Below are 11,797 nucleotides of genomic sequence, written 5' to 3'. Positions count from 1 at the left end.
GATGTCGCTGTTCAAGGTCCGTGTGCGGTATCGTGTCGGATTCGGATGGCTCGCAATGACGACTTTGTTTCATCATTCGGGGGGCTGAGTTGCCACAACAGTTAGCGTTGGTTTTCATGCTTGTTTTTTGCTGGATTTTGGCTGCATTTCTCCGGCCTTTTCGAGGATTTGGCGCGCCAGCTGCTGCACGTTAACCCGCGCCTTGAGCCGCGCCGCCAGCAAATACAAGCCACCGAGCTTGCGGTGCAGAAACAGCGTGTCGATGGGCGGAATGTGCCAGAAATCCCGATCCAACCCCAGCGCCATGCCGGCGTCGCGCAGGCGCTGCGCCATGTCGGTGCTACCAAAGTCAAAATCGCCCGACTGACGCAGCGGCTGCAGCGCCAGCTCGAACATGTCGAGCACGGCGGCTTGGTGCCGGGGCTGGGTGCGGTCGTCGAAATAACCAATGCTGATCCCGGCTTGCCGCATGGCATCGCGGTCACCGGCCAGGGCGGCAAGCGTCATGGCGCGGTAGCCCTCACCGAAACCGGGCGCGAAGCTGCGTGTGGCGCCAAAGTCGAGCAAGACCAGCTGCCGGGTGGCCGGGTCGTAGCGGTAGTTGGCAAAGTTGGGGTCGGTCTGCATCAGGTTGAATTCGAACAATTCGCGAAACAGCAGGCTGACCAACAGGCGCACGATGCGGTCGCGCTCGGCCTGCGGCGCAGACACCATCGACTCCACCGGCACGCCGCCGACAAAACTCATGGCCAGCACGTTGCGGGTGCTCAAGTCGGCGTGATGGGTGGGCACGACGAACTCGGGCGCATCGGCCAGCAGCGCGGCAAAGCGCTGCAAATGCGCGCCCTCGGCCAGGTAGTCGGCTTCCTCGCGCAACTGGCGTTTGGCCTCAAGCAGCAGCGGCGCAATGTCCAGCGTTTTGGGAATCAGGCCCGACAGGCGCAGCAGCGTCGCCACGTTGTTGACGTCGCTGCTGATGCTGCGGCGCACGCCGGGGTATTGAATCTTGATGGCCAGCTCGCGCCCGTCTTTGGTTGTGGCACGGTGCACCTGGCCGATCGACGCGGCAGCCATCGGGATGAACGGAAATGTCTCGAAGCGCTGTTGCCAGCCAGCGCCCCAGTTGGCGCCAAGCACCGCCTGCACCTGGCGCTGCGGCATCGGTTGGGCGTCGGAGCGCAAGCGCCCCAGAATGGCGGCCAGCTCGGGCGGCAGCAGGTCGCCGGCATCCATCGAGACCAGTTGCCCCAGCTTCATCGCGGCACCGCGCATGTGCGCGAGTTGCTGCGTGACGCGGCTGACGTTGGCGGGCGTAAGCAGCAGATCGCTCATGCTCGGGCGCTTGCCTTGGGCGAGCTGGCGCGCACCGGCCATCAGCATGTTGCCGGCCACCCCGGTGGCCATTTGTCCAAGCCGCGCCAGACGCCCCAAGCGGCTGCTGGGCACGGGCGAACTGCGTGAGTCAGGCGGTGTTTTCAAGGCGATCAGGTCAAAGGGCAAGGGCACGCATTAAGGCACAACACGGGAAGCCTTGTCGTTCGACAGGCATTCGCGCAAGGCGGTTACTGCGCAAATTCCATTATTGCGAACTGTCTCCGTCAGCTTGACACCGCGGCGACAAGGTTTTCAGCAAAACACAACAATACGCTGTTTCTTAACGTCAACAAGGGTTCCACGCCATGAAGCCACAACCACGTTTCATCCAGTCCACGCAGTGGCTGCGCCCGGTCACGCGCTGGGCCACCCGCTTTTCATTGAATGCACCGCGCTGGCTGCCGGGGCCCGTGCGCCATGCGCCGCTGCGGCTGACCTCGCTGGTGCTCAAGGCCTACCACCTGGCGCTGCGTTGAGGGCGCTTTGGGGCGCTTTGCACGTTTCAGCTGTGCCAGGCCGTTGTCGGACTTGACCAATAGCGGCACGTCGGCAATCGTGCGGGCCATGCGCTCGAATTCTTCGGCGGTCGATTCCAGAATGCGGCGGTAGTCGTCGGCGCCGCGTGCGCGTGACAGTGTGACCTGCGTTTGCGTCAGCAAGTTGCTCACCGGGGTGCGCAGCTCATACGCGATGTCGTTGAGCGATTGCGCCAGCTCGTACAACACGCCGGTAAGGATGAGTGCAAACCTGTCGTCTTTGTAACAGTGGCGTCACGCTGACGATCGCCTCGGGTTTTTACAGTCATATGCGTGATGCAACGGTTGTATCACCGGCACCCAGGGAAAAATTTCTGTCGGGTCTGTCAACCCATTGAAAAAGTTATTCATCATGTCTATTCGCAAATCCCTGGTCGCTTTTGGTCTTGCGACTGTCGCCCTTTCCTCATTCGCCGCGACAGGTGATGCCGAGATTGTTCAATCCACCCCGTTGCAGGATGGCTCGGTAATGCACCATTACAAGGACGGGAAAATGGCCATGGAAGACAAGTTTGGCCGAGTAACCAGCATGAAAGACGGCGTAAAAATGGAGACCAGAGACGGCAAAGTGATCGTCATGTCAGGCAATGAAGTGGCTCGCCTTTTCATGGGAAAGTTCAAAGAAACCAGAAACTGACCAACCAAGCGGGTGCTTCAAACTGATTCTTGGGCATGCGCCAACCTGACAATAAATCGGGTGCTTGCATCCGATGACGTGACCGAAATGTCTCCGCCATGTGCCACGACAATGGACTTGGCGATGGCCAGCCCCAGACCCGTACCCTCGCCTCTTTGGCGAGCGGGATCCGCCCGGAAGAAACGATCAAAAATGCGCTCCAGGAATTCTGCCGGGATCGTGTCTCCAACATTTTCTACGGTCACAGTCGCCTCTGAAGCCTGGTCTTGCAATGTCACCCGGATACAGCTGTTGCGTTGGGCGTGACGAATCGCATTGGATAGCAGGTTGCCGATGGCACGGCGCAGCATCAGGCGGTCTGCCAGTACCTTTGCTTGCCCCTGCAGCGACAATGTCAGGTGTTTTTCTTCGGCCAGTGCGTCATAAAAGTCGAATAGCGCCAGTATTTCTGCGGCCAGGTCCACCGGCTCACGATGCGGCAGCACCAGGCCGTTGTCGGCCTTGGCCAGCAGCAGCATGTCAGCAATCATGCTCTTCATGCGTTCGAGTTCCTCGGCGTTGGACTCCAGAATGTGGTGGTACTCGTCGGCGCTGCGCGCACGCGTCAGCGCCACCTGGGTTTCTGTCATCAGATTGCTCACCGGAGTGCGCAGCTCGTGCGCGATGTCGCTGGAAAAATCGGACAAACGCTGAAAGGCTTCTTGCAGCCGCGCCAGCATGTCGTTGAGCGATTGCGCCAGTTCGGCCAACTCCCGCGGCACCGTATCCACGGGTAACCGGTAGTCGAGTTGCTGTGCCGTGACACGGCTGGTTTGCTCGCGCATGGCACGCAAAGGCCGCAAGCCGCTTCGGACCGCCACCCAACCCAGCAGGGCAATCAGCACCGTGGCCCCAGCCACAAATACCCACAGCGTTTTCAACAAGGTTTGCAGGTACACCTGATGGTGCTCGGTGTCGCTGGCAATAGCCACCCGCACCGTGAACGGCCGGTACACGTCGCGCTGCAGTCCCACCTGTTCGCCTGGCACGACGGTGCCAGGCAATTGGGTTGCCAGTTCGGCCACCACAACCCTGAATTGCTGGTCTCCCACGGTCCAGAGCATCGGCCGCAGAGGCTGCTCTGGGTAACGTGAGGCGTTGACCAGCAACAGCCGGGACGAAAAAACCGGGTCGGCAGCCACCTGGGCAGTCGCGAACAAGGTCTGATTGGCCGGATCGATCACCAAAACTTCAAGCCCCTGGTGCCCCACCAGGGAATGCCCCATCAGCAGCGCCAGGCGATTCAGGTCGTCGCTAGTCTTGAGCTCATTCACCGGCTGGGCAATCAGGTCCATTTTGCCCACCAGGCCGACCATGTCGAGGTCTTCAAAATGGCGCTCGACCGACTGGGTGATCACAAAGCCAAGGCTCAACAGCACCGCGGACGACGCCAACGTGACCAAAAACGTCAGCCGCCGCGTCAGCGACAGATTCCCTTTCAATCGCATGCGGGCTGCTCCAGCACGTAGCCCATGCCGCGCACGGTGCGGATCAGGTGGGGTTGAAAGTCGTCATCCACCTTGGCGCGCAAACGGCGCACGGCCACCTCGATCACGTTGGTGTCGGAATCGAAATTCATGTCCCACACCTGCGAAGCGATCAACGAGCGTGGCAGCACTTCGCCCTGGCGGCGCAGCAGCAGCTCGAGCAGGGCAAATTCCTTGGCGGTCAGGTCGATGCGCTTGCCGCCACGGCTGGCACGCCGACGCAACACGTCCAGCTCCAGGTCAGCGGCGTGCAAGGTGGTGTCAGTCGCTGGTTGGCCGCCGCGACGCAGTAAGGTGCGCACGCGCGCCAGCAGCTCGGCAAAGGCAAATGGCTTGAGCAGGTAGTCGTCGGCGCCCAGCTCCAGCCCTTTAACACGGTCGTCCACCGCGTCGCGCGCGGTCAGGAACATCACCGGCAGGTGTTTGCCGGCGCGGCGTATGCCCGCCAGAATGCCCCAACCGTCGATGCCGGGCAACATCACGTCCAGAATGGCCAGGTCGTAGTCTTCGGTCAGCGCAAAGTGCAGACCGTCAATGCCTTCGCGCGCCAAGTCAACTTGAAAACCGGCTTCGGTCAGCCCTTGTTTCAGGTAATCACCGGTTTTGCGTTCGTCCTCGACGATGAGGATTCTCATGACAGTTTTTCTTTCTGGATAAAGCCCCGGCTATTCTGCCTTGATAAGAACAGCTTCTGCCAGGACGGGAAAAAATCGGCGGCAACTGAACCAGCATTTGCAGCACGGGGGACCCAACCGATTCACCATCGGTCATTCAGCGCAGTCGCAACGCGTTGCCGATGACCGAAGCTGAACTGAAACTCATGGCCAGCGCGGCAATCAGCGGCGACAGCAGCCAGCCCGTGAGCGGATACAGCACCCCGGCCGCAATCGGAATGCCCAAGGCGTTGTACAAAAAGGCAAAAGCCAGGTTTTGTTTCATGTTTCTGACGGTGGCATGCGACATCAAAATCGCCGTACTGATGCCGCGCAAATCGCCCTTGATCAGCGTGACCTGGGCGCTGTTCATGGCCACATCGGTGCCGGTGCCCATGGCAATGCCGACATTGGCTTTGGCCAACGCTGGCGCGTCGTTGATGCCGTCACCGGCCATGGCGACAACACGCCCCTCGCTTTGCAGCTGCGTCACCAGCGCCAGTTTGTCAGCCGGTTTGACTTCGCCACGCACTTCATCGATGCCCAACTGCTTCGCCACGGCCTGGGCGGTGGTCAAGCCGTCGCCAGTGGCCATGATGATGTGCAGACCTGTTTTTTTCAGCGCCGCCAACGCCTCTGGCGTGCTGGCTTTAATAGGGTCAGAAACGTTCAACAGGCCCAGCAGCCGCCCTGCCGTTGCCAGATACATCACACTGCCACCCTCGGCGCGCAGGGCTTCGGCCTTGGCGAGCATCGGGGCTAACACGACGCCCTCCTGCTGCATCAGCGTGGTGTTACCCAAGGCCAGCGGGACACCGCCAACCTCACCGCGCACACCGATGCCCGACTCCGATTCAAACGCATCGGGTTGCGCCAGCGCCAGTCCACGTTCCCTGGCTGCGCGCACCAAGGCCTCGGCCAATGGGTGTTCACTACCCTGGTCCAGGCTGGCCGCCAGACGCAACACCTCGTCGGCATCGCCCCCCGGCACCGCAACGGCGCCGCCAAAGGTGGGTTTGCCTTCGGTCAGCGTCCCGGTCTTGTCCACAATCAGGGTGTCCACCTTGCGCAGGTTCTCAATGGCGGCCGCATCCCGAAACAGCACCCCTTGGGCTGCGCCCTTGCCGGTGGCGACCATGATCGACATCGGCGTGGCCAGTCCCAGCGCACAGGGGCAGGCGATGATCAACACCGCCACCGCATTGATCAGCCCAAACACCCAACTGGGCTCGGGGCCGAACCAGCCCCAGGCCAAGAAGGTCAGCACGGCAATCGTCACCACGGTGACGACAAAGTAGCCGGCCACCACGTCGGCCATGCGCTGCATGGGCGCGCGCGAGCGCTGCGCCTGCGCCACCATTTGCACGATTTGGGCCAGCATGGTGGTTGCACCCACGTGCTCAGAGCGCACCACCAGCGCACCGCTGGTGTTCATGGTGGCACCAATCACCTTGTCGCCGACGCGCTTGGTCACCGGCATCGGCTCGCCCGTCAGCATGGACTCGTCAACCGCACTGCCGCCTTCAATGACAACACCGTCCACCGGCACCTTTTCACCCGGTCGCACGCGCAGGCTGTCGCCCACTTGCACCTCACTCAGCGGCACGTCCTCCTCGCTGCCGTCGGCGCGAATTCGCCGGGCGGTCTTGGGCGCCAGCCCGAGCAAGGATTTGATCGCCGCCGAGGTTTGCGAGCGCGCCTTGAGTTCAAGCATCTGGCCCATCAGGGTGAGCGAAATGATGACGGCCGCCGCCTCAAAATAAACCGCGACGCGCCCCATCGAGATAAAAGAGTCCGGGAACACCTGCGGTGCCACAGTGGCCACCACGCTGTAGCCATAAGCGGCACCCGTGCCCAGACCAATCAGCGTCCACATGTTGGGGCTGCGGTTCAGCACCGACTGCCAACCGCGCACAAAAAACGGCCAACCAGCCCACAACACGATGGGCGTGGCCAACACCAGTTCCAGCCAGCTTTGCCGCGCCATGTCCAGCCATTGCAGGCGGTGGCCAAACATGGCCAGCACAAAGACCACTGCGGTAAGCGGCAGCGTCCACCAGAAGCGCCGCTGGAAATCGCGCAGCTCGGTGTTGTCGTCCTCGTCCAGACTGGGCAGTTCGGGCTCCAGCGTCATGCCGCATTTGGGGCAGTTTCCGGGGTGATCCTGACGCACTTCAGGGTGCATCGGACAGGTGTAAATCGCCCCTGCCGGGCCGGACACTTGTGCTGCAGGCACAGGTAGCGCCGACGTGGCTGCGCTGGCCGTGTATTGCGCCGGATCAGCAGCGAATTTATCCTGGCACTTGGCACTGCAAAAATAGTACGCCTGGCCTTCGTGCTGTAACGTGTGCCCCGACGACTCGGTAACGGTCATACCGCAAACCGGATCGGTCAACGGCAGGGGCTTGGTGGGGTTCATGGCATTCCTTGGTTTTAATTGGGCATCGCATGCGCAGGTGACAGTGTGGGTATGAAGCGGGGTGTCGCGCGCGCATAAGTCCCATACGCTGGGCCAAATTGGGCACGCATATCAGCTTCTTCCGTCACAAAGGCCACGTACTGCGGATGCCGAATGCGTGCATACGGCCCGGCCGTGGCCAGTGTTTGGCTGCGTTGGGCGTGGTACAAAACCCGCCACGCATTGGACAACAAAATGAACCCGAAGGCCAGCAAGATGTAGCTGGCGATGTGCAGCACACCAAAATGCGGATCGCCTTGCTCACCCAGCAGGGTGGACCACAAGTGACCGGTGTCATGGCTCAGGATATCGAGTCCAGGATAGTTGCTTTGCAGCCAACCGGACAGCAGGTAAATGGTGAGGGGAAAGCCGTACATCTCGACAAACAGCGCCACGATGAATGCAGAAAACGCGCCGAACGTGCGCCAGTCCCGCGCGTTGGCAGGTTTGAAAAAGCTGTAAGCAAACAAGATGAAAACAGCCGAGTTCAACACCACCAGCAGCCACAAACCGTAAGCGGACTGATCGTGGCTCATGTGGGCTCACCCGGTTTGGTTGACGGTGTCGATGTTGCGCCATTGCCCGGTGGGTGGTCATGACCGCCGTGGCCGTGGTGCATGAACAGATGCATCAGCGGGCACGCCGCCAGCAGCACAAAGGGCAGCGCACCCAAGGTATGCGCCAGGTGCTCGGTCAGCAGGAAGTAGCCGACCACAGCACCCATGCCGACAAGGCCGATGGCGTAACGCGAACGCCAGAAACCCGGTGCCTTGGCGGGCTGCATAGCGGGTGAGTTGGCGGCAGGCAATCTCATTTTTCAGTCGCAGCAGGAAGCCGGTCCATCATCATTTGCATCATGGACTGCATCATCTCCATGCGTTTTTCCATCATCTGGTGACACGCGCCCATGTCGGCAGGCAACTTGTCTGCCATTGGCTTGCTCTTCATGCCGCCCATCATGCCCATGCCGGTCATGCCGGACATGCCCTGCATCATGCCCATTGCGTCCGTCATGGCCTTCGCGTGCGCAGGCATCAAGGCGCTGCGTTCTTCCGGGGTTTTTGCCGCCATCATTTTTTGATGCAGTTCCTGCATGGCTTTCATATGAGTCTCCATTTGATCCATGGCTTGCCTGCCGCTGCCGCTCGTACCCAAGCCGTTGGTGTTCTGGCCTGCAGAGGCAGCAGTGGCCGGGTGGTGTGCCGTGTGGTCTGTCGTAGCCTGATCAGCGGCCAGGACGGCTGTGCCTGTCAGCGCGATAAACATAGCCAGGGACAGGCGTGATGCGGTCATGGTGAAGTGATGTGCTTGCATGATGAAACTCCTTCAAATAAAACTTGTGGGGTTGTCAGGAATATTGTTGATAGACCGTCGTGCTGCCATCACGCCGAACCAGTAATACCGAGTACGGGTCTTTGCGACCCTTGTAGATCGGGCCATCCATACCGGGGCTGCCAACCTTCATGCCGGGCACGGTCAGACCGATGGCATCGGGCTTCTCACGCAACAGCCGCTCGATTTCACGCACCGGCACGTGCCCTTCAAGTACATAACCGGCCGCGCGGGCAGTGTGGCACGAGCCCAGTTTGGCCGGCATGCCGAACTGAGCCCGAACACCGTTGTTACCGGTGTCGTTGAGTTTGACCGGAAATCCGGCCTTTTCAAGCACCGCGATCCAGTCTTTGCAGCAACCGCAACTGGGGTCTTTCCAGACCTCGATCAACGGTTTGTTTGGCGTGGCCGCCATGCCGACGGCCGGCAACAACAAGGCGCCGAGGATGAGGGCACGGCGGTTCAATTGGACGAGCAAAGACATGATGGAAATCCTTTCAGTAATGTGATGTGGCGACCAGTTTAGGCAGGCCAGAGCAACCGCAAGATGACATTTGAATGACAATTTTGAAAGTTTGAGTCCACCCATGACCGTCGGTGGCTATGTCACGTCTTCCAAAAATCTCTCGCAGTGTGGAACCGTGGTGTCAACCAAAACATGACAGGCACATTACTTTCCTGTTATTTGGAGCAAGAAGGTATGACTTACCTGATTTGGTGGTTTGCCGCCCGAGTCGTCGCCACGCGGCACACGGTTGCATAGATCGCATTTACATTGTGGGGTGCATGTCGGGATGAAGTTCGTTGCACATCACACCTTGATCGCCGACCGGATAGTTGCCGGTGCGGATGGCAGCAGCCAGTTCCGACTCAACCTGCGCGCGCGTTTTGGCGGCTTGAACGCCTGTTGCAGGGTATTGATCAGGATGCAGGTCGCGCATGCTGATTCCTTGATCGCCAACAGGCATCGTGCCGGTGCGAATGGCCTGGGCCAGCTCGGCTTTGATCAAGCTGACCTGTTGGGTGATTGCCTGACAAATTTGTAATCCATCTGTCAGTTTTCTGTCGTGGCGGGATTGTTAAAACATTACAACAGTAATTGTTTACCCATTATTTTTTACACTTTGACCACCTCCTGAAGGAATTCCAAAATGACACTAACCGATATCAACCCGACCACGCGCCGCACCTTTGCCGCTTCATTGGCCACCTTGCCATGGTTTGGCAGTGCTTTGGCGCAAGGCATGATGAGTGGTATGCCGGAGATGGCAGGCATGGGCGGCATGAACGCTGCAGCGGTGTCATTGGCACCCGTTACTGCCATTGCCGCGGGCGCACCGCTGGCTGCACTTAAAAAATTGGTCAACACCAGCCCCAAGGCTGGCGTGTTTCGCGCTACGTTACGTGCTGCGCCGGTCACAGTGACCATCTTGCAAGACAGGACGAAAACCGAGTTCTGGGCTTACAACGATCTCCTGCCCGGCCCGCTGATCGAGGTCACCGAAGGCGACACGGTGGAGATCGAGTTCATCAACGACTTACCGCAGGAGAGCACCATTCACTGGCACGGCTTGCCCGTGCCGTCCGAGCAAGATGGCAACCCGCACGATGCCGTGCCAGCCGGGGGCCGACGTGTGTACCGCTTCAAGCTGCCGCTGGACTGTGCTGGCACTTACTGGTACCACCCGCATCCGCACAACCACACCGCCGAACAAGTGTTCCGTGGCTTGGCCGGCTTGTTCATTGTGCGTGCCAAAAACGACCCGCTCAAGGCCATACCTGAGCGTCATCTGGTCTTTTCCGATCTGAAGCTGGCCGCTGATGGCAGCATTCCCGCCAATGACATGAACGACGAGATGAACGGGCGCGAGGGCCAGTTTGCCTTGGTCAACGCGCAGCGCCAGCCGGTGCTGACGTTCGACGCTGGTGGTCGCGAACGCTGGCGCATCTGGAACGCCAACAGCGCGCGTTACCTCAAGTTGAAGCTGCCCGGCGCACGCTTCACGCTGGTGGGCACCGACGGTGGTCTGATCGGCAAACCCGTTGCCAACCTGACCGAATTGGTGCTGGTCGCAGCCGAGCGCATCGAGGTGATCGTCGAGGCGCCCCCGGGCGCGGGTGTCGTGGGCCTGGTGACCGAACCAGTGGAGCGCGGCAAGATGGGCATGGTGCCGCAAGAATTCCCGATAACGCTGCTGGATGTGGACTTTTCAGCCGTCAGACCCGAGCGGCTGGCAGCACTGGCCAGCCTGCCGCAAACCCTGCGCAGCATCCGGCCGCTGGGTGCCGTAAAAGCCAAAAAGCGCGTGGTGTTCTCTGAAGAAATGTCGATGGCCGGTGGCGTGCACAGCATGAAGTTTCTGGTCAACGGCAAACTTTTCGACATGCGCCGGGTGGACTTGACCAGCCGCATTAACGAAGTGGAGCTGTGGGAGATCGCAAACGACTCCGACATGGACCATCCGTTTCACATTCACGGCGTGCAATTCCAGGTGATCGAGCGCGAGCTCGACGGCAAAGTGACGCCCGAGTCGCTGCTGGCCTGGCATGACATGGCCAACACGCGCCCGGGCGAAACAGTACGCATCAAGATGGTGCAACGGCACAAAGGGCTGCGCATGTTCCACTGCCATATTCTTGAGCATGAAAACGCCGGAATGATGGGGCAGGTCAACGTGGTTTAGTGCCCAGATAACAAAAACGTCATCTTCCAGTCATGTGACGGTAGCCGCCGTGCTGGCACACTCAAGCGCAAGAGTTTTCGGTTTACCTTTCTTTTGATTTATTTTTTACAAGGAAATGCAATGAAGTTCAAGACAACATCCTCCCTCGCGGCGCTTGGTCTGCTGATGTCGGCCTCTGCCATGGCGCAGATGAACCACAACATGCCCATGGGCCACAGCATGCCCGCAGGGCAAGCCGCCGCAACTGCGGTGGCCGCTGCCGATGCCGCTGCCATGGGCGAGGGCCAAGTCAAGTCGGTCAACAAGGCCAGGGGCACCGTCACGCTGGCGCACGGCGCGCTGCCCAACGGCATGCCGCCCATGACCATGGCCTACAAGGTCAAAGACAAAGCCTGGCTTGACCAACTGCAGGCGGGCCAAAAAATCCGCTTTGCCACTGACCCCAAGGACGGCGGCATGACGGTGCTGCACTATGAATTGGTCAAGTAACAAGAAACCATTGCTTGCCATTGCGATTTTTCCCCGTCATTGCGAACGCAGCGAAGCAATCCATGAATCCTGAAACCCTGGACTGCCGCGCTACGCTTTCCATGAACA

At 60.1% G+C, this 11,797-nt stretch carries 13 protein-coding genes; 3 read left to right on the top strand and 10 right to left on the bottom strand.

The window, feature by feature from the left end; translation table 11 throughout:
• Window positions 1–114: 114 nt before the first annotated feature.
• Window positions 115–1,506: an AarF/ABC1/UbiB kinase family protein gene (locus IBX54_RS08195; RefSeq protein ID WP_296542178.1), complete on the bottom strand. Its 1,392-nt coding sequence runs from the start codon at window positions 1,504–1,506 to the stop codon at window positions 115–117.
• A 245-nt stretch (window positions 1,507–1,751) separates the two neighbouring features.
• Window positions 1,752–2,099 (bottom strand): histidine kinase dimerization/phospho-acceptor domain-containing protein, encoded by a 348-nt coding sequence (locus IBX54_RS08190; RefSeq protein WP_296542177.1) that lies wholly within the window; start codon window positions 2,097–2,099, stop codon window positions 1,752–1,754.
• A 163-nt stretch (window positions 2,100–2,262) separates the two neighbouring features.
• Here IBX54_RS08190 and IBX54_RS08185 point away from each other — a divergent pair, with 163 nt between their 5' ends.
• A complete protein-coding gene (locus IBX54_RS08185; protein ID WP_296542176.1) occupies window positions 2,263–2,547 on the top strand; it encodes a CopK family periplasmic copper-binding protein in 285 nt (94 codons plus the stop codon).
• 17 nt (window positions 2,548–2,564) lie between these two features.
• Here IBX54_RS08185 and IBX54_RS08180 read toward each other — a convergent pair whose 3' ends face one another.
• From IBX54_RS08180 to IBX54_RS08145, 8 genes are all read right to left on the bottom strand, one after another.
• The gene (locus IBX54_RS08180) at window positions 2,565–4,034 is read right to left on the bottom strand and encodes a heavy metal sensor histidine kinase (protein ID WP_296542175.1); all 1,470 of its coding nucleotides are present in this window, start codon (window positions 4,032–4,034) and stop codon (window positions 2,565–2,567) included.
• Window positions 4,025–4,708: a heavy metal response regulator transcription factor gene (locus IBX54_RS08175; RefSeq protein WP_296542174.1), complete on the bottom strand. Its 684-nt coding sequence runs from the start codon at window positions 4,706–4,708 to the stop codon at window positions 4,025–4,027. Before IBX54_RS08175 ends, IBX54_RS08180 begins: the two co-directional genes overlap by 10 nt.
• A gap of 136 nt (window positions 4,709–4,844) precedes the next feature.
• The gene (locus IBX54_RS08170; RefSeq protein ID WP_296542173.1) at window positions 4,845–7,145 is read right to left on the bottom strand and encodes a heavy metal translocating P-type ATPase; all 2,301 of its coding nucleotides are present in this window, start codon (window positions 7,143–7,145) and stop codon (window positions 4,845–4,847) included.
• 14 nt (window positions 7,146–7,159) lie between these two features.
• Window positions 7,160–7,720: an isoprenylcysteine carboxylmethyltransferase family protein gene (locus IBX54_RS08165; protein WP_296542172.1), complete on the bottom strand. Its 561-nt coding sequence runs from the start codon at window positions 7,718–7,720 to the stop codon at window positions 7,160–7,162.
• A complete protein-coding gene (locus tag IBX54_RS08160) occupies window positions 7,717–7,998 on the bottom strand; it encodes a DUF2933 domain-containing protein (protein ID WP_296542171.1) in 282 nt (93 codons plus the stop codon). The genes IBX54_RS08165 and IBX54_RS08160 overlap by 4 nt, the downstream gene beginning before the upstream one ends.
• The gene (locus IBX54_RS08155; RefSeq protein ID WP_296542170.1) at window positions 7,995–8,498 is read right to left on the bottom strand and encodes a hypothetical protein; all 504 of its coding nucleotides are present in this window, start codon (window positions 8,496–8,498) and stop codon (window positions 7,995–7,997) included. Before IBX54_RS08155 ends, IBX54_RS08160 begins: the two co-directional genes overlap by 4 nt.
• 34 nt (window positions 8,499–8,532) lie before the next feature.
• Complete coding sequence (locus tag IBX54_RS08150) at window positions 8,533–9,000, bottom strand: DUF411 domain-containing protein (RefSeq protein ID WP_296542169.1); 468 nt, start codon at window positions 8,998–9,000, stop codon at window positions 8,533–8,535.
• Between the two features lie 286 nt (window positions 9,001–9,286).
• Window positions 9,287–9,526, bottom strand: a complete 240-nt coding sequence (locus IBX54_RS08145) for a DUF4148 domain-containing protein (protein WP_296542168.1) — start codon at window positions 9,524–9,526, stop codon at window positions 9,287–9,289.
• Between the two features lie 141 nt (window positions 9,527–9,667).
• Between IBX54_RS08145 and IBX54_RS08140 the strand changes: the two genes are divergently transcribed.
• Both IBX54_RS08140 and IBX54_RS08135 read left to right on the top strand, forming a co-directional pair.
• A complete protein-coding gene (locus tag IBX54_RS08140) occupies window positions 9,668–11,200 on the top strand; it encodes a multicopper oxidase family protein (RefSeq protein WP_296542167.1) in 1,533 nt (510 codons plus the stop codon).
• A gap of 120 nt (window positions 11,201–11,320) precedes the next feature.
• On the top strand, window positions 11,321–11,689 hold the full coding sequence (locus IBX54_RS08135; protein ID WP_296542166.1) for a copper-binding protein: 369 nt from the start codon (window positions 11,321–11,323) through the stop codon (window positions 11,687–11,689).
• Window positions 11,690–11,797 lie beyond the last annotated feature (108 nt).

Source organism: Rhodoferax sp. (assembly GCF_014859475.1).
Lineage (GTDB): Bacteria > Pseudomonadota > Gammaproteobacteria > Burkholderiales > Burkholderiaceae_C > Rhodoferax.
Note: the sequence above shows the minus strand (reverse complement) of the source record. Positions and strands in the feature narration are given on the sequence as shown.

What these genes read in the sequence shown, in the direction of transcription:
- IBX54_RS08185 (WP_296542176.1), top strand. Translation starts at nt 2,263, where the DNA reads ATGTCTATTCGCAAATCCCTGGTCGCTTTTGGTCTTGCGACTGTCGCC.
- IBX54_RS08180 (WP_296542175.1), bottom strand. Translation starts at nt 4,034, where the DNA reads ATGCGATTGAAAGGGAATCTGTCGCTGACGCGGCGGCTGACGTTTTTG.
- IBX54_RS08175 (WP_296542174.1), bottom strand. Translation starts at nt 4,708, where the DNA reads ATGAGAATCCTCATCGTCGAGGACGAACGCAAAACCGGTGATTACCTG.
- IBX54_RS08170 (WP_296542173.1), bottom strand. Translation starts at nt 7,145, where the DNA reads ATGAACCCCACCAAGCCCCTGCCGTTGACCGATCCGGTTTGCGGTATG.
- IBX54_RS08165 (WP_296542172.1), bottom strand. Translation starts at nt 7,720, where the DNA reads ATGAGCCACGATCAGTCCGCTTACGGTTTGTGGCTGCTGGTGGTGTTG.
- IBX54_RS08160 (WP_296542171.1), bottom strand. Translation starts at nt 7,998, where the DNA reads ATGAGATTGCCTGCCGCCAACTCACCCGCTATGCAGCCCGCCAAGGCA.
- IBX54_RS08155 (WP_296542170.1), bottom strand. Translation starts at nt 8,498, where the DNA reads ATGCAAGCACATCACTTCACCATGACCGCATCACGCCTGTCCCTGGCT.
- IBX54_RS08150 (WP_296542169.1), bottom strand. Translation starts at nt 9,000, where the DNA reads ATGTCTTTGCTCGTCCAATTGAACCGCCGTGCCCTCATCCTCGGCGCC.
- IBX54_RS08140 (WP_296542167.1), top strand. Translation starts at nt 9,668, where the DNA reads ATGACACTAACCGATATCAACCCGACCACGCGCCGCACCTTTGCCGCT.
- IBX54_RS08135 (WP_296542166.1), top strand. Translation starts at nt 11,321, where the DNA reads ATGAAGTTCAAGACAACATCCTCCCTCGCGGCGCTTGGTCTGCTGATG.